Below are 15646 nucleotides of genomic sequence, written 5' to 3'. Positions count from 1 at the left end.
CAAGTTATCTATGATCAGGCGACTTTGAGTCGCCTGATTTTTTATCCTCTGAGAAAGTATAACAACTTTCCGCGAAATCCTTTCCTTCAGCATAAGTGTAAATTAAGAATAATGCAGGAGATTAGATTCTTATGACGAATAATTTCTATGATAGCTCAAAGCAATAGAGAGGATTGACAAAGGTGTTAAGCAAAATACATAAGGATTTAAAGGAAGATTCAGAGGGAGCGGATCTATTAACTTCTATTTTAACAAGATATCCTGAATTAGGAGCGGTTCATTATTGGTGTGAGGAACATGCCCTTAAGTTTACATTTATGCTTAGGCAGTCTTTAGAGCTTGAAACAGTACAGAACGTGCTTCGACCTGCTTTGGAGCTCTATCATCATCTTAAACGTCAATCGATACGTGTTTTTCAAATAAGTTGTCACAGTGAGGAAGATGTTTCTGTTTTAAAAGTAGTCCGAGATTTAGAAAGCATTAGTCAAGAGGAAGTAGGATTGTTAGTTGAATTATTGAAGGGTGCGTTTGCCAAACAGCTGGTTTATGATGAAACAAGCCTTCCTGAAGAAGAGTTGGAAATTCATGAAGAAGTCATTAATCAAATACTTTCTTCAATTAAACATATGGATATTTCTAAAAATGTTATAGCTTTGAGAGACGAGGGACGTGTTTTAGTTTTTAATAACTAGACGCTATATTGTCTAGTGCCCTGCAAGGAATAATTTTTGTGTTAGTTTTATTGTGAAGAAAAAGGGTAAGAATATGTGAAAAGTCCCATGGATTGTAGCGGGAGGTGTAATGTTGCGTATACTTTTTGTCGGAGATATTGTAGGTAAGCCTGGGCGGGAAGCCATTAAGAGATTTTTAAAGCCGCTTCAGCAGGAATATACTATTGATGTTACAATAGCAAATGCAGAGAATGCTGCAGCAGGAAAAGGATTAACAAAGGAAATTGCCGCAGAACTTTTTGATTACGGAATACAATTTTTTACGATGGGGAATCATGTATGGGACAATCGAGATATTATGAATTTTATAGATCAAGAGACTAGAATGATCCGACCTGCTAATTATCCCGTTGGAGCACCTGGCCGGGGATCGGGGCTTATACGAGTTAATGGCTGCAAAATTGGCGTGTTAAACTTATCAGGGCGGGTGTATATGACACCTTTAGACGATCCTTTTAGTGGAGCCATCCGTTGGATTAACCAGCTTAAGCAGGAGACTCCTATTGTTCTCGTTGATTTTCATGCTGAGGCAACTTCGGAAAAGGTTGCCTTAGGATGGTTTCTTGATGGAAAAGTCAGTGCGGTTGTTGGAACTCATACCCATATTCAAACCACGGATTTCAGAGTTCTTCCTCAGGGTACCGCTTATATTACGGATGTTGGAATGACGGGTCCAAGAGATTCGGTATTAGGTATTAAAAAGGAGATTATTATTAATCGATTTTTAACTCAGCTTCCAGCCAAGTTTGAATTAGCAACAGGGCCAATCCAAATTAATGCGGTAGTGATTGATATCGATGAGAAATCTGGAAAGGCTGTAAAAATCGAAGCTATTCAACGAGACTTTGAACATTAAGGAATTTAATATAAAAATCTGAAAACTTAGTTAAAAAAAGAGGATTTCCTCCGATCCTTCTCGAATAGATATTCAAAGTGGTGGTAATACCTGTAAAAAGAATTCGAGCAGGAGGATGAATTATGGATGTATTAAAAGTTTCAGCAAAATCAAGTCCCAATGCCGTAGCTGGAGCACTTGCTGGGGTTTTGCGCGAAAGTGGCGGAGCTGAGCTGCAAGCCATTGGGGCAGGGGCTTTGAATCAAGCGGTAAAGGCTGTGGCCATTGCACGTGGTTTTGTAGCGCCTGGTGGAGTCGATCTTGTTTGTATTCCAGCTTTTACAGATGTTGTTATCGATGGAGAAGAAAGAACAGCCATTAAATTGATTGTTCAGCCACGCTAGGTTAATAAAAAACACCTGTTTGTGAGTACAAGCAAACAGGTGTTTATTTGTGTAAATTTTTAATCTGAGAGGGTGTGTTGTGATTGGATAAATGTTTTATTGTTGACGGGCATTGTGACAGTATTGGCCACTTGAGTAACCAAGGGAGGTCGGTGTCTGTTCCTAATGAGGGCGGCCACTGGGATATTCCAAGAGCAAAAAGCGCTGACATCTCTCTTCAGTTCATGGCAGCCTTTATTGAAACTAAGTTTAAACCATTAATGGCAACGATACGGGGATTTGAACTTATTGAAACCATTCGCGATTTTGTGGAGGATAATTCTGATCAGCTGTTTTTAGTTGAAAAAAAATCGGACTTAAGCCGAATTCCTGATCCGACAAAGATAGGAGTTTTGTTAAGTGTTGAAGGCGGGGAAATAGTTGGTGAAAATTTATTTTTGCTAGATATAATTTATCGTCTTGGGGTCAGGTCACTTGGTCTAACCTGGAACCATCGCAACGCTCTTGGGGACGGAGTCTGGGAACATGAGACTAAAAGCAGGCTGACGAAGCTGGGGCAGGAAGCTGTTCAGCGAATGAATCAATTAGGAATGCTGATTGATGTTTCTCATTTGAATGAGAACGGGTTTTGGCATGTTTTAGAACTATCAAAATACCCTATAGCGGCAACGCATTCTTGTGCCTATTCCCTTTGTCCCAATCCACGCAATTTAACAGATGATCAGTTACGAGCTTTGGCAAAGAATAAAGGCATTGTGGGAGTTAATTTTTATCCTGGATTTCTAAAAGAGAGCGGCCCTGTCACTCGCAAAGATGTTGTTCGACATATATCCTATATTGCCGATATTGCCGGTGTTGAAACAGTAGGGTTTGGATCAGATTTCGATGGCATTGATGAAACTCCAGACGGACTGGAAAATGTAAGCGACTTTTCTTATCTCTTGGATGATTTAACAAAAGCCGGTTTCACGTCAAAAGAAATCAAACAGATTTCAGGCCGAAACTTTATGCGAGTATTATCAGACGTGCTAAAATAATTAAAGACATTTAGGGAAAGGGGTAGTAGAAGTATTGGACCTAGCAAGGGGACTCTGCGAAGTTGATTTACATTGCCATACAACGGCGTCGGATGGGCTGTTAACACCTACTGAGCTTGTTCGTTCTGCCGCAATTTTAGGATTAAAAGGGATTGGTCTCACCGACCATGATACCATTCAGGGCTGGAGAGAGGCAGAACAAGCAGCAAACGTCCATCAAATTCAACTTTTAAAAGGAATTGAATTGAATACCGATTGGAATGGGAAGGAAGTGCATATTTTAGGATATGAGCTTGATGGTTCATCGAATGATTTAAAGCATCAGTTGAAAAACTTGAGAGATGCACGTAAACTAAGAATGTTTGAAATTCTGGATCGATTGCAATATTTGGGGATTTCGATCGAAGCTAGGCAAATTCAAAAGTTCGCTAGAGGTGAATCAATCGGTCGGCCTCATATTGCCGAAGCACTTATGGAACAAGGTTATGTCAACACTATCAAGGAAGCATTTGAACGTTACATCGGAAAAGGTGCTCCAGCTTATGTCCCGCTTCATAAGATAACCCCTGAGGAGGGGATTGAACTAATCAGGAAATCTCATGGAGTTGCCGTTCTTGCTCATCCAGGGATCAATCGTCTTGAAGAAGGAATTCGGCCTTGGATTGAGGCTGGCCTTCAAGGAATTGAAGTATCTCATTCGGAACATAATCAAGAAGACGAACTTCGATATCGTTCGTTAGCCGAAAAATATCACTTAGTTATGACGGGTGGATCAGATTTTCATGGTGAGGAGCGGAAGCCTGGAGTAAAGCTCGGGCATTGGGGAGCGTCAGAGGAGGTAATTCAACAAATACTTGTCTTAGCGAAAGGTAATTAACGTCTCAAGTAAATATCAGGGTTAAAATTCTACTCTCCGGCATAGAATAGTTAGAGAACAAGTCGGGGGGGGTGCCAGTGGATTCTACGGACGAAATACAATTATTGCGGGCTCGCGTTGGAGAGTTGGAACAGCGTGTTGAACATTTAAGAGTCAGCCGGCGTGTTCTAATGAACTTATTAGAGAAGGTTGAGCGCGAAAAGGTTGCACTTGTACACAATCTTGAGAAGGAGAATGTTCGTTTGCAAAGGGACAATAAGCGATTTGCCAACTGGATATTTTCCAAAAACAAAGAGATTGTTGAGCTTAAGGAAAAAGTTGAAACCTCAGTGCAAAAAGCATGAGTAAAATTACAATTACTCGTGCTTTTTAGTGTTCATTGTCGGTCTTGTACAATAACTGCCCAAGCTTGGTAGTTGGGGTATGGTGTTCATAAATCAGCTTACATGTTCGGGGATTTAAGCCAATAGTTTGAGCTAAGCTGCTCCCCCAGTGAGCGTGATGTTCAGCCATGTTCAAAGGAGCAGCGATTAAGGAAGGTCCTTTCTGCAGAAATGTCCAGATAGATCCGGGCATTTGCTGCATTAAAACAATGAATACTCGCTGCCATAAACGAACCTTAACGAGAGATTTACCACAATCATGAAGAAGTGCCGCCGTTATTAGATCCTGATACTCAGAAGAAGAAAGAGCAGTTTGATAAGGCAAAAGACTTTGGGCTACTGTGAGAGCGTGTCGTTGTTCGGCCTTTGATTGTTTTAGAAAAAGTGAGTTTGCCCGGGGAGGTAATATCTGCCTTGCCCAAAGCAGCTCGTTAGGATGTATCAGAGGGAAAAATGCTTGAACAAATTGACGAATACGATAAAACATGCCTGTTTTCCTCCTTTCTCCATAATAAGGATCTGGAGTCGGCCTGACAAGTATTCAAGAGTATTTTCTAATAATTAGGGAAACCTATTCAGTAATTATGACACTGACAATTGACATCAAATAATTGTTACACTATTTTATCCCAGGAATATCTGATATACTAGTTAGAAAACTATTGGAGAAAGGAAGCTAAGCTAAGTATGCAGTCCAATCGTATTATTCAAGAAGCACTAACTTTTGACGATGTCCTTGTTGTTCCTGCAAAATCTGACGTCCTTCCGCGGGATGTTGATGTCAGTACTTATCTTACAAAAAAGATCAAACTCAATATACCCTTAATGAGTGCAGGAATGGATACGGTGACCGATTCGCGGATGGCGATTTCTATAGCTCGAGAAGGTGGTATTGGGATTATTCATAAAAACATGAGCATCGAGCAGCAGGCCTTGGAAGTCGATAAAGTTAAACGTTCGGAGCATGGGGTTATTACAGATCCTATCCATTTGAAACCAAATGATAAAATAGCGGAAGCTCTAAAACTTATGGAACGCTATCGGATCTCAGGTGTTCCGGTTACCGTTGATGGGAAATTAGTTGGGATACTGACAAATCGGGACCTGCGCTTTGAGAAAAATTATGATCGCCTTATAGGTGACGTTATGACAAAGTCGAATTTGGTGACGGCGCCTGTTGGAACAACTCTGGAGCATGCGAAAGAAATTTTAGCTCAGCATAAGATAGAAAAGCTGCCGCTTGTGGACGCGGGAGGAACTCTTAAAGGACTAATAACCATTAAAGATATTGAAAAAGCGATACAATATCCAAACTCGACGAAAGATGAAAGAGGCCGTTTGCGTGTAGGAGCTGCGGTAGGGGTTACCGCAGATACTATAGAACGAGCTGATGCTCTAGTTAAGGCAGGAGCCGATGTTCTTGTTCTCGATACAGCTCATGGACACTCCAAAGGGGTTATTGAAACAGTTCAACGTTTGAAAAGTCATTTCCCGGAAACCCAGTTGATCGCTGGAAACGTTGCTACTGCGGAGGCTACCCGAGAGTTAATTAAGGCTGGTGCCGATGCGGTTAAAGTTGGAATCGGACCAGGATCAATTTGTACAACTCGAGTCGTGGCAGGTATTGGTGTTCCCCAGATTACGGCAGTTATGAATTGCGCAGAAGAAGCAGATAAGTATGGGATTCCAATTATCGCCGATGGCGGAATCAAGTTCTCAGGCGATATCGTGAAAGCTTTAGCGGCCGGGGCTCGAATTGTTATGATTGGAAGTCTTTTCGCTGGGACCGAAGAAAGCCCGGGAGATATGGAAATCTATCAAGGCAGGAGCTTTAAAGTATATCGAGGGATGGGCTCTATTGGAGCCATGAAAGAGGGAAGCCGCGATCGGTATTTCCAAGAAAAAGATCAGAAACTGGTTCCGGAAGGGATTGAAGGTCGAGTTCCTTATAAAGGCCCTGTTTCCGAAACAATTTATCAAATGATCGGGGGGTTGCGTGCAGGGATGGGGTATTGTGGAACTGCTACAATTGAAGCCCTTAGGACCCAGACTCAATTTGTTCGAATAACCGCCGCAGGATTACGGGAAAGTCATCCTCACGATGTTACGATTACAAAAGAAGCACCAAATTATAGTTAGAAATGGGGGGAGGGGGAAAGTCCTTTCCTGTTGCAGCGGAGGTATATATGAATAATGCTTTCTGGAGATACATGCTCCTATTAGGCTTGCTCTACCTTTTTTGGAGCGAGTTTTTTGTTTCAGGAGGTATCCTTACTCAATTAGCCCTTAATTTTGCTATCTATTATCCCCTTGGTTTTTTGGTAGGGTATCGTCCGCGGCAAGAAAGCCTTGCTGCGGCATATATTGCCGCCTTTATTTTTAATTCCTTATCATATGTAGTTGCTTATAGTTATGGAATTCCTTTGGTAAATTGGCCTATGGTTATTCTAGACTTTGTCAGTCTTATCATGATTATTAAAGTTGGAGTGATTATTGGAAAACGCTCACTATCATAACTATAAGGAGTGAGAATAATGAGAATTGTTATTGCCCCGGATTCATTTAAAGGATGTTTGAATGCTACAAAGGTAGCTCTTGCTATGCAGAAAGGAGCCCGAAGGGTTTTCCCGGAAGCACAAATAGATCTGATTCCCATGGCGGATGGGGGAGAAGGAACAGTTGAAGCGGTTTTAAATGCCGTTAAGGGCAGAAAAATAGAGGTTAAGGCTAAAGATCCCATAGGACGTCAAATATCAGCATTTTATGGTCTTATTGAAAATGATAAGACAGCAATTATCGAAATGGCCGCGGCTTCTGGATTGCCTCTATTGCGTGCAGAAGAAAGGAATCCCCGTATCACCTCAACTCAAGGAACAGGGGAATTAATTAGGGATGCTTTGGATCGAGGTGTTAAAAAAATATTGCTGGGAATTGGCGGCAGCGCCACAAATGACGGAGGCGCAGGGTTAGCTGCTGCTTTGGGTGTTAAATTGTTGAACAGTCAAGGCGAAGAACTGCCCCCAGGAGGAGCTGCCTTGGCAAACCTTCAGGACATAGACGTCTCAGAACTTGATTCGCGTCTGGCAGAGGTCCAATGTGAGGTTGCCTGTGATGTGCAAAATCCCCTTTGCGGACCAGAAGGAGCAAGCGCGGTTTATGGACCTCAGAAAGGAGCAAAACCTGAAGACATTAGGATTTTGGATGCTGCATTATTGAATTTTGGTGAGAAGCTGAGTAAGCTCTCCGGTACAAACCTTTTGGAATTGCCGGGAGGCGGAGCTGCGGGAGGATTAGGTGCTGGGCTCGTTGGCTTTTTGGGCGCCAAATTACGCCCGGGTTCACAAATGATTCTAGATGTGGCGAAGGCGGAGGAAAAAATTAAACATGCTGATCTGGTTTTAAGCGGTGAAGGAATGACTGATTTCCAGACGGCCTATGGAAAAGTACCTGTAGGAGTTGCAGCTTTAGCCGTTAAATATAAGGTTCCTGTCGTAGTTATTTCAGGAGCGGTAGAAGGTCAGCCGGATCTTCTTGGGGATTATGGAGTAAATTGTTGTTTCAGCGTTTCAGAAGGCCCGGGGACTTTAGAAGAAGCATTCTCCAAGGGAGAAGTTCAAATTGAGCGGACAGTTTGGAGAATTTTAACAGTTTGGAAACTGGGAGCAGAATCAGCTTTCAGAAAAGAGAATTATTAAATATTTATACGATAGCCCCCCTTTCTAGAGGAGGAAAAATTTGGAATATGGCGAATAGATAAACGATTAAATAGTGTTCGCATCTGAATTTAAGGGGGAAAGGGGGAATAATCGTGGCCGATTTATCTCGCAGAGAACGTAAGAAAAAGGAAACGCGAGAAAAAATTTATGCCAATGCCATGAAACTTTTTCGATCACAAGGCATTGGAGCAACCTCTATTGAACAGATTACTCAACAGGCGGATGTTGGAAAAGGAACGTTTTACAACTATTTTCCGACTAAAGAAGCAGTTGTCCTGGAATTTTCCAGACGTACTTGTCAAAATCTGATCGATATTGGTCGTTACAATCCTGGCCTGAATATACGTCAACGCTTAGAGAGTCTTCTTCATGATTGGACTGATTTTATGGTGAGAGATCGTGAGATTGCTTGGGTTACGATTCGTAATCGTGACGGAGCAGAATATGACATGAGCTTGCATTATGCCTTACTGGCAATTCTCAATGTGGGGCAAATGAATGGAGAGATAAACCGCGATTTTGATCCGGCCTTCTTGGCAGAAAGTCTTGAAGGAATGGTAGTTCAGCATTTCATGCGCTGGTTCGTTTCAGGTTCGGGCAATTTACACGCCGAAGTCAATGCTGCTCTAAGCGTTTTTTTGGATGGACTTTTAGAAAAAGAGCAAAAAGAAGCTTGAGGTTTCTCATATCCCTCCGTTGTTTCACATAGTGTAACAGCGGAGGGATTTTTATGTGCAAACGATTTAATCCTAGAAGTCTTGGCCTCTGGCTAGGGCAAATGCCAGTAGGGACATTTAATGATATTACCGACGTTCCGGGAGTAAAAGTGGGTAACGTTTCTCTTGTCAAAGGAGAAGGCCCGCTGCTTCCATCAGGCAAGGGTCCAGTAAGAACCGGTGTTACGGCGATTATTCCTCGTTCGGATAATCTATATCTTCATCCCTGTTGGGCTGGAATTGAAGTGATCAATGGGTATGGAAAATCAATGGGAGTTCCCTTTATTCAAGAGATGGGCTATCTAAATTGCCCGCTTATGCTGACAAACACCTTGAGTGTAAGTGATGTGGCTCATGGGGTAATCACATATATGCTGCAGCAAAATCCAGAGATCGGAAATGATGCCAGAACTCCAAATGTGGTTGTTATGGAGTGTGACGATTCGTTTTTGAATGACATACGTGGAAGACATGTTAGACCCTGGGACGGGCTATTAGCGCTTCAGCGTGCAGGAGGAGGGCCGATAGGTCAGGGGAATGTTGGAGCCGGTGTAGGGATGTCTTGCTTTCAACTTAAAGGAGGAATAGGGAGTTCTTCCCGTGTAGTCAAAAGCAAAGGCAGAATTTATACTCTTGGGATGTTGGCTTTGGCAAATTTCGGGCAATTAGAAGATTTGATTATTTCAGGGGTACCAATAGGAGAGCTGTTGACGATTCAAGCCAAGGGATATATACCCGGATCTTTAATTCTTATAGGTTTAACCAATGCCCCCTTAACGAGATGGCAATTGAGGCAGCTTGCACGCCGAGCGAGTCTGGGAATGGCCCGGACAGGGTCTGTTTCTATGACGGGGAGCGGCGATTTTAGTCTTATGGTTTCCACTGCTCCCTTTGAAGACAGCAATTTCATATCGGATTGGGATCTCGATGAATTTTTCCGGGCTGTTGTTGAAGCAACGGCAGAAAGTATTTGGAATGCTTTATTTCTGGCGGAAACTATGGAAGGCAGAGATGGACATGTGCGCCAAGCTCTTCCGATTGAGGAAACGATTGAACTTATCAAAGCTTGGAGAGGTGGTTACTATAACCGGAATCCTTTCCCTATGAGTTAAGTATTGCCTTAAATTTGTCATGAATTTTGACTTTTGTGCGTAAATATGCTAAAGGAGAAAAGCTAAGGGAGGTTCATTGTGAAAATCACCTGGGATACGATTTGGGAAGCTCATCCGGAAGTATTTATTGCACAAAATTGGGTGGAATGTACAGAAGACAAAAAGAAAGCAAATCGTCTTCCAACCCAATATTCCTATTTTATGGGCGGGGAGACGACGCTTAGAGTTGGAATTGTTGCCTGTTCTTCAATTTCACGTGAAGAAGAGTTTCTGCTTGCAGGTGTGTTATGGGGTAATAGATTGAGTAATGGGGCGAAGACAATTATATATTTTGTTGCTCCTGATTTTTCTATGGCCTTTTTAAAGAGTATTACTAAAATCGGCGGTAGTATTACTGCCCGGGCAGTTTATTGGCGTGAAAAACTCACTCCGAGTTTGTACTTGATTCCCGAGGAACGGCAGAATATCCGGTTACGGTACACAATTGGTGAAGAACGTCCGGATTGGAAACGATGGGCACAGGGATTAAATCCTGTTGCTCGACAACAATTAATGATTGTCAATAAGTTTTTTATAGAGCTAAGCAGTCAAAGAATCCGTACAGAATTTAAGCAACAACATATTGCTTTCCTCTGGGGGAATTTTGAAATAGCCGAAGTTCGAAGAATCGGTAAAAAATTCGAACTAAGCAGTCGGGTAAAATGGCTAAAAGATCAAGATCTATGCTTAAAATGGCAAAAACAAGGCTGGGTGGACGCCTCCGGTTCTCTTAACAGCGAATTTAGCAGTTCGATTTATAGTATTCTAAATTACTTGGAAAATCTTGAAGCTGAGAGAAAACTACGATCACAGGATCTTCTTGCGCTCTGGCTTCACCAAGGTGACGGAGTTCTAAAATCTCTTTGGGGAAGTCCTTGGCCTTGGCCCTGGCTGCCGAAAGAACGCAGTGAGAATTCAGTCTCAGAATTAGAGCAGTGGTATTTCTTCCAAGGTAATGGTCAACTAAGTGTTGTTTGTCCAATCTTTGAAAAGCCGCTTATGAAAGCTTCTAAAAGTATTATTTTGTCCAGTGTACTTGATAGCAGCAGTTTGCTCGAAAATGCTAAGGATGAACAGGGCAATTTGTTGGTATGGGATGGTCGTATACATTGGTTAACCACGCCTGGGATGGAGGACGAACTAAGACGCTGGTATTGCTGGATAAAAAGTATTGATGACTTCCCCATCTGGACGCTGCCAGATAATTGGAAAGAAAAGGGGATCTATGAGCTGAATAACCGTGCGCCTCTGTTTAATGAATAAGTTAAGCTGTTAGAGAATCTGTACAATTTTTCAAGTGAGGCAAATCAATCATTACTTCTGTTCCAGACTGTTGAGTGGAATCCTTAAAGTGGAGCTTACCGTGATGGGCAAGGACTATTCTCTGAGCAATTGTCAGGCCAAGACCTGTTCCGCCTATTTGAGTTGTGAAAAAGGGATCAAGTACGCGCTGACGTAGATTTTCTGGAATACCATGGCCATAATCGATAAAACTTATCCGAACGTATTGATCAATAATAGTTAGCCGAACGATCACCTTTCCATCTTGGGGTGAGGCTTCAATGGCATTGTTCAACAACGAGAGGAAGGCTTCTGAGAGTTGTTCTTGGTCTCCTAACACATAGACAGGGTCTACATTGGAATCCAAAATGATTGAAATTCCTCTATTTTTACCGCAAGGTTCAATGGATTTTAATATGGCTCTGAGTGTTTCGATAAGATTAATTTGTTTCATGTGTGGAGCCGATGGGCATGTAACTAAAATAAATTTATTTAGAATCCGATCAATGGACTGGATTTCTTCAAGGAATAGCTCTCGATAAGGGCGGAAGGATTCAGGCCATTCTTCGGGTTTAATTAATTGCATAAATCCTTTGATCGTTGTCAGTGGATTGCGGATTTCGTGAGCTAATCCAGCGGATACCTGTGTGATTACGGAAAGCTTGGCGAATTGAACATATGCTTCCGAGCGTTTTTTTTCTTCGCTGATGTCGTAAAGTGTTAGAAGTACTCCGTAGGGCTTTTTATGATTATCGAGCAATGGTTGTGTTTGATAGCGTAAATGTTTAATACCCTCTTGTGAGGCCTTCCAGGTAAATTCTCCGTAGTCAGAAGAATTTATTGACTTAATACTTAATGGGATTGCCAATATTTCGAAAACTTGACGGCCAACTAGTGATGATTCTGGCAGCATTAAAAGATGACAGGAAAGGTTATTCGATTCGAGAATTGTTCCTGAATTATCGAGAATCATAATTGCTTCTCGCGTATAGTCAATGGTTGGAATGATGGAGGTCTTTTGGTGAAGTAAAACACGAATTGCTTTAATATGCCGTTGGTGGAGAGTTTTGAGACGGATCTGACTTCGATCAAATAAGAACATTGTTCCCAGTAATAGGATGAGAAACATTACATGGATGATATATATTTTAATTGACGGAAATTTGGTATAGCTTAATGAAAAAAACAAAAGCAAAGTGGTGGTCATGATCCAGCCTTTTCCCCAAGAACTGGCTAAAAGGTCAAACCAAATTATGATTACTGTATAGGGGAGAAGAACAATGATTAAATCAAAGGCAATGTTGAGGTGAGTAAACGAAATAACTAAAACGTTAAAAATAAGAAAAAGGGACAATATTAACAAGGCACCTTGGCGATGGAGTATACGGAATTTACGGGAAAACACAGACATTACTCCTTCCGGGATTAACAATAAACCCTGAAATAGTGTATCATAAAGCTCAGGTAGAAAATTGTAAAAAAAAGGAGAGCTTGAGGTAAAGAATTTTAAGATGAAAATATATAAACATTGTTGTATAATTATGCAATAAGAAAGGAGATAGGATCATGAAATTGCGAAAAGCGAAAATAGCCGATGTGGAAGAGATGATGTCGTTAATTAATAATAATGCTGAGCAGGGACTAATGCTTCCACGATCGAGGAATATGCTCTTTGAGAATATTCGAGAATTTATGTTGGCAGAAGAAGATGGGCAAATAGTAGGAGTTTCCTCACTTCATATTTTATGGAGTGATTTAGCCGAAATACGTGCCCTGGCGGTTGACAATAATCACAGAAGACAGGGAATAGGCACAAAAATTGTTAAGGCAATTGAGGAAGAAGCCCTCGACCTAGGATGTTCCAGGCTATTTGCCCTGACATATCAACCCGAATTCTTCAAATCTTGTGGTTATGAAGAGGTAAGTAAAGATCAAATGCCGCAAAAAGTTTGGAGAGAATGTATAAATTGTATAAAATTTCCTAATTGTGATGAGATAGCTGTTAGCCGGATAATTTAGTCGTAACGAATTATCCATTAAATTTAATTGATATAATTATCTTTTATGTAAAAAATCCATCGCGTCAGTTTCAACTGAACGATGGATTTTTGTATACTCACTATTCCTTGATAACAATATGCAAATTATTACGATTGGAATCGTCCTCTTGATCGTTGTTGGAGAATGGTATGAAGAAAATCCCACTGAAGATCTAGGTAAGCGTTGGTCATTTCATATTCACTTAAGCCTTTAGATTGAAGATATTCGCGCGAAGATAATTCAAATTCTCGTATAAATCCTAGAATCTCGTCCCAGTGAGTTGACAGCATTTTTCACCCTCCATTTCGAAAACAGTTTAGTATTGTCTCAATTTGCATAATCCTTTTATACAAATTTATTATAAACAACTATCAATAAAAATTCTGTTGTAATTGGGAGTTGGGTAAATGAATTAAAATAGAAAGAATGAAGAACTAACAAGAAATATTGTGGTTTTGCGTAGAATAAACAGATTGTGACGGGTAATAACGCCAAAGGGAAATATCAAATAATAAAAGATTACCTGCTTTATAATGATAATTTGCCTGTTTAAGATTTTTTAGAGTAAAATAGCAATCCCCTAAATTATGATGAATACCGGCAATATAGCCTAAGGATAGGAGTTTTCGTGTCAGCCAAGGGGATCCGTTATTGGGAAATCCTTTTGTCTTGGCAGCGTGTAAACTGCGTTCGAAGAGTTTAATCGCTTCGGGAATCTTACCTATTTTGAGCAGGGCAACGCCTTGAGTAGCTAGCATGAGTGGGTCGAAAAGTGCGTTAGGGTTATCTCGAATTATATAGAGGACGGGAATAGGTCTTCCTTCTTTAAGGAGAATATCGCACAAAGTGGTACATAATAGTGGGTCCTGAGACCCAAGAAATTTTTCTAAAAGTGAGATTGCCTGAGTTGGCTCATGAAAATAATAATAAAGCTGACTGGCAAAACAAGATAAGGACAGCGGACTAGTATCTTGGGCAATAGAATGTGCCATACGCTGAGCTGTGACTTTTCTCTTGGGGGGAGAAAAGTGTTTTTTTTGAACCATTGCCATGTAGGATATAATCAGGCCGCTTGACAACACTATTAGGCCAATGTTAATTCCAAAAATCCCTATCGCAGCAGTAAAAACAAATAAGGTTATCGTTGCAAGAAACATAAAGAAATGGATCTTTTGTACATATAGTACTTCCCTATCAATTTGAACTTCCTGCATTCCATCCTCCCATAACATACTACGAGGGATTGTGGACAAATAGACCCTCGACTTTTAAAAAATATGCAAAAAAAAGATTCCGAGGACATAACCTCGGAATCCTAATACTTAAATTTATGGTGGAGGTAAGCGGGATCGAACCGCTGGCCTCTAAAATGCGAATCTAGCGCTCTCCCAGCTGAGCTATACCCCCAACAACACCTAATTATATGCCAAAAAAATAAAATTGCAAGTAGTTTGACGATGCAATTTATGTAAATAGTCAACATCGATTGAAATGGCTCAGAGGATTTCCGCGTCCGGAAACCCTCAGATGCGCAAGGTCTAGAGAGTGAAGCCTACTAGACTTACTTATCTTAACATAACGCATATTTTGTCGAAAATCAATGTGTAATTTATTGTGGATTTTGTTATTTGAGGATCATTGTAGGTGAATTTCCCCATTAAGGTGCAAAATACCAACAGTATGTAATCCATACTCGGTCTCTATTAATTTAATGAGGAAATACATACACTAACTCGAAAGAAGTTAATCATAATTATTTGAAATTTTCGAACTAGGTATTGTTTTTTAGCGAAAACTATTTTAAAATAAATTAAATGGTATGATGGTCTGACCAGCATGTGCTGATAATCTTGGAAGCTAGCCAGAATATCGTATGAGAATATTACTTTGAGGAGGATGCCTCTATGGCAAATGCTCGTTCTGCTGAATTATATGATGGATTTAAAGCAAAACTGGAAGCCGTATCAGGGGAATGTTATCGAGTTGAGACTGAAGAGGAAGCCGGGAAATTGATAGGAACTATTCTCAAGGACAAAGGTGTTCAGAATGTTGCACTTTTAGAAGGAGAAGTATCAAAGAAAGGCAATTTTGCTCAACAGTTAAAATTCATGAACATAGACGTTATGAGTGATAACTTCCGAAAAGTTACCCCTGACGCTCAAGCCGGGATTACTCAAGTTTCTTATGCTATTGCCGAATTAGGTACTTTAGTCCAGGCTGATGATGATGCCAATGTCGACCAACGGTTATGTTCTACTCTCGTTCCGATTCACGTTGCTGTGATAAGGACCGAAAAGCTCTTACCAAGTCTGGCAGAAACAATGTCAACAATTCATCGTCTTCCTCGAATACCTGGATTTGTGGGTTTTATCACAGGACCTAGCCGAACCTCCGATATTGAACGTGTTTTAACAATCGGAGTACATGGTCCACAACAACTTATTGTTGTTTTTGTTGATTAACAGGGAGAGGAAG

At 40.9% G+C, this 15646-nt stretch carries 18 protein-coding genes and 1 tRNA gene; 14 read left to right on the top strand and 5 right to left on the bottom strand.

Annotation, left to right across the window (positions count from 1 at the left end; genetic code table 11):
- The first annotated feature begins 182 nt into the window (after positions 1-182).
- The 6 genes from DEAC_RS01905 to DEAC_RS01880 all read left to right on the top strand — a co-directional run bounded on the left by DEAC_RS01905 (position 183) and on the right by DEAC_RS01880 (position 4228).
- The gene (locus tag DEAC_RS01905; protein ID WP_047808315.1) at positions 183-692 is read left to right on the top strand and encodes a hypothetical protein; all 510 of its coding nucleotides are present in this window, start codon (positions 183-185) and stop codon (positions 690-692) included.
- A gap of 112 nt (positions 693-804) precedes the next feature.
- Complete coding sequence (locus DEAC_RS01900; protein ID WP_047808314.1) at positions 805-1587, top strand: TIGR00282 family metallophosphoesterase; 783 nt, start codon at positions 805-807, stop codon at positions 1585-1587.
- A gap of 122 nt (positions 1588-1709) precedes the next feature.
- Positions 1710-1970 (top strand): stage V sporulation protein S, encoded by a 261-nt coding sequence (locus tag DEAC_RS01895; protein WP_047808313.1) that lies wholly within the window; start codon positions 1710-1712, stop codon positions 1968-1970.
- An 83-nt stretch (positions 1971-2053) separates the two neighbouring features.
- Complete coding sequence (locus tag DEAC_RS01890) at positions 2054-3007, top strand: dipeptidase (protein ID WP_047808312.1); 954 nt, start codon at positions 2054-2056, stop codon at positions 3005-3007.
- Positions 3008-3041: 34 nt separating this feature from the next.
- Positions 3042-3884 carry a PHP domain-containing protein gene (locus DEAC_RS01885; protein WP_047808311.1) on the top strand — a complete coding sequence of 281 codons (843 nt, stop codon included), beginning with the start codon at positions 3042-3044 and terminating at the stop codon, positions 3882-3884.
- A 77-nt stretch (positions 3885-3961) separates the two neighbouring features.
- Positions 3962-4228 carry a hypothetical protein gene (locus tag DEAC_RS01880; RefSeq protein ID WP_047808310.1) on the top strand — a complete coding sequence of 89 codons (267 nt, stop codon included), beginning with the start codon at positions 3962-3964 and terminating at the stop codon, positions 4226-4228.
- Between the two features lie 25 nt (positions 4229-4253).
- Here DEAC_RS01880 and DEAC_RS01875 read toward each other — a convergent pair whose 3' ends face one another.
- On the bottom strand, positions 4254-4754 hold the full coding sequence (locus DEAC_RS01875) for an HD domain-containing protein (RefSeq protein ID WP_047808309.1): 501 nt from the start codon (positions 4752-4754) through the stop codon (positions 4254-4256).
- A 200-nt stretch (positions 4755-4954) separates the two neighbouring features.
- Here DEAC_RS01875 and guaB point away from each other — a divergent pair, with 200 nt between their 5' ends.
- The 6 genes from guaB (at position 4955) to DEAC_RS01845 (ending at position 11113) form a co-directional block, all read left to right on the top strand.
- Positions 4955-6406, top strand: coding sequence for an IMP dehydrogenase (gene guaB / locus DEAC_RS01870; RefSeq protein ID WP_047808308.1), 1452 nt, complete (start codon positions 4955-4957; stop codon positions 6404-6406).
- Between the two features lie 47 nt (positions 6407-6453).
- On the top strand, positions 6454-6783 hold the full coding sequence (locus DEAC_RS01865) for a hypothetical protein (RefSeq protein ID WP_047808390.1): 330 nt from the start codon (positions 6454-6456) through the stop codon (positions 6781-6783).
- Positions 6784-6801: 18 nt separating this feature from the next.
- Positions 6802-7962, top strand: coding sequence for a glycerate kinase family protein (locus DEAC_RS01860; RefSeq protein WP_047808307.1), 1161 nt, complete (start codon positions 6802-6804; stop codon positions 7960-7962).
- A gap of 113 nt (positions 7963-8075) precedes the next feature.
- A complete protein-coding gene (locus DEAC_RS01855; RefSeq protein ID WP_047808306.1) occupies positions 8076-8660 on the top strand; it encodes a TetR/AcrR family transcriptional regulator in 585 nt (194 codons plus the stop codon).
- 53 nt (positions 8661-8713) lie between these two features.
- Positions 8714-9811 (top strand): DmpA family aminopeptidase, encoded by a 1098-nt coding sequence (locus DEAC_RS01850; protein ID WP_047808305.1) that lies wholly within the window; start codon positions 8714-8716, stop codon positions 9809-9811.
- Positions 9812-9889: 78 nt separating this feature from the next.
- Positions 9890-11113, top strand: a complete 1224-nt coding sequence (locus DEAC_RS01845; RefSeq protein WP_047808304.1) for a hypothetical protein — start codon at positions 9890-9892, stop codon at positions 11111-11113.
- Position 11114: 1 nt separating this feature from the next.
- Here DEAC_RS01845 and DEAC_RS01840 read toward each other — a convergent pair whose 3' ends face one another.
- Positions 11115-12542 (bottom strand): two-component system sensor histidine kinase NtrB, encoded by a 1428-nt coding sequence (locus DEAC_RS01840; RefSeq protein WP_047808303.1) that lies wholly within the window; start codon positions 12540-12542, stop codon positions 11115-11117.
- 155 nt (positions 12543-12697) lie between these two features.
- Here DEAC_RS01840 and DEAC_RS01835 point away from each other — a divergent pair, with 155 nt between their 5' ends.
- On the top strand, positions 12698-13150 hold the full coding sequence (locus DEAC_RS01835) for an N-acetyltransferase (protein WP_047808302.1): 453 nt from the start codon (positions 12698-12700) through the stop codon (positions 13148-13150).
- A 128-nt stretch (positions 13151-13278) separates the two neighbouring features.
- On the opposite strand, the gene DEAC_RS01830 is transcribed toward DEAC_RS01835, so the two are convergent.
- The 3 genes from DEAC_RS01830 to DEAC_RS01820 form a co-directional block, all read right to left on the bottom strand.
- Positions 13279-13461, bottom strand: coding sequence for a hypothetical protein (locus tag DEAC_RS01830; protein ID WP_047808301.1), 183 nt, complete (start codon positions 13459-13461; stop codon positions 13279-13281).
- A 144-nt stretch (positions 13462-13605) separates the two neighbouring features.
- Positions 13606-14217, bottom strand: a complete 612-nt coding sequence (locus DEAC_RS01825; protein ID WP_345788147.1) for a tetratricopeptide repeat protein — start codon at positions 14215-14217, stop codon at positions 13606-13608.
- A 285-nt stretch (positions 14218-14502) separates the two neighbouring features.
- Positions 14503-14578: transfer RNA gene (locus tag DEAC_RS01820), tRNA-Ala, on the bottom strand.
- Between the two features lie 497 nt (positions 14579-15075).
- Here DEAC_RS01820 and DEAC_RS01815 point away from each other — a divergent pair.
- The gene (locus DEAC_RS01815; protein WP_047808299.1) at positions 15076-15633 is read left to right on the top strand and encodes a LutC/YkgG family protein; all 558 of its coding nucleotides are present in this window, start codon (positions 15076-15078) and stop codon (positions 15631-15633) included.
- Positions 15634-15646: the final 13 nt, after the last annotated feature.

It is taken from the genome of Desulfosporosinus acididurans (assembly GCF_001029285.1).
GTDB classification, from domain to species: Bacteria; Bacillota; Desulfitobacteriia; order Desulfitobacteriales; family Desulfitobacteriaceae; genus Desulfosporosinus; species Desulfosporosinus acididurans.
Note: the sequence above shows the minus strand (reverse complement) of the source record. Positions and strands in the feature narration are given on the sequence as shown.

Bases quoted from the DNA above. Each gene is read 5' to 3' on its own strand.
- guaB (WP_047808308.1), top strand. From the start codon at position 4,955: ATGCAGTCCAATCGTATTATTCAAGAAGCACTAACTTTTGACGATGTC.
- DEAC_RS01860 (WP_047808307.1), top strand. From the start codon at position 6,802: ATGAGAATTGTTATTGCCCCGGATTCATTTAAAGGATGTTTGAATGCT.
- DEAC_RS01815 (WP_047808299.1), top strand. From the start codon at position 15,076: ATGGCAAATGCTCGTTCTGCTGAATTATATGATGGATTTAAAGCAAAA.
- DEAC_RS01875 (WP_047808309.1), bottom strand. From the start codon at position 4,754: ATGTTTTATCGTATTCGTCAATTTGTTCAAGCATTTTTCCCTCTGATA.
- DEAC_RS01840 (WP_047808303.1), bottom strand. From the start codon at position 12,542: ATGTCTGTGTTTTCCCGTAAATTCCGTATACTCCATCGCCAAGGTGCC.
- DEAC_RS01895 (WP_047808313.1), top strand. From the start codon at position 1,710: ATGGATGTATTAAAAGTTTCAGCAAAATCAAGTCCCAATGCCGTAGCT.
- DEAC_RS01830 (WP_047808301.1), bottom strand. From the start codon at position 13,461: ATGCTGTCAACTCACTGGGACGAGATTCTAGGATTTATACGAGAATTT.
- DEAC_RS01850 (WP_047808305.1), top strand. From the start codon at position 8,714: ATGTGCAAACGATTTAATCCTAGAAGTCTTGGCCTCTGGCTAGGGCAA.
- DEAC_RS01835 (WP_047808302.1), top strand. From the start codon at position 12,698: ATGAAATTGCGAAAAGCGAAAATAGCCGATGTGGAAGAGATGATGTCG.
- DEAC_RS01825 (WP_345788147.1), bottom strand. From the start codon at position 14,217: ATGGTTCAAAAAAAACACTTTTCTCCCCCCAAGAGAAAAGTCACAGCT.
- DEAC_RS01865 (WP_047808390.1), top strand. From the start codon at position 6,454: ATGAATAATGCTTTCTGGAGATACATGCTCCTATTAGGCTTGCTCTAC.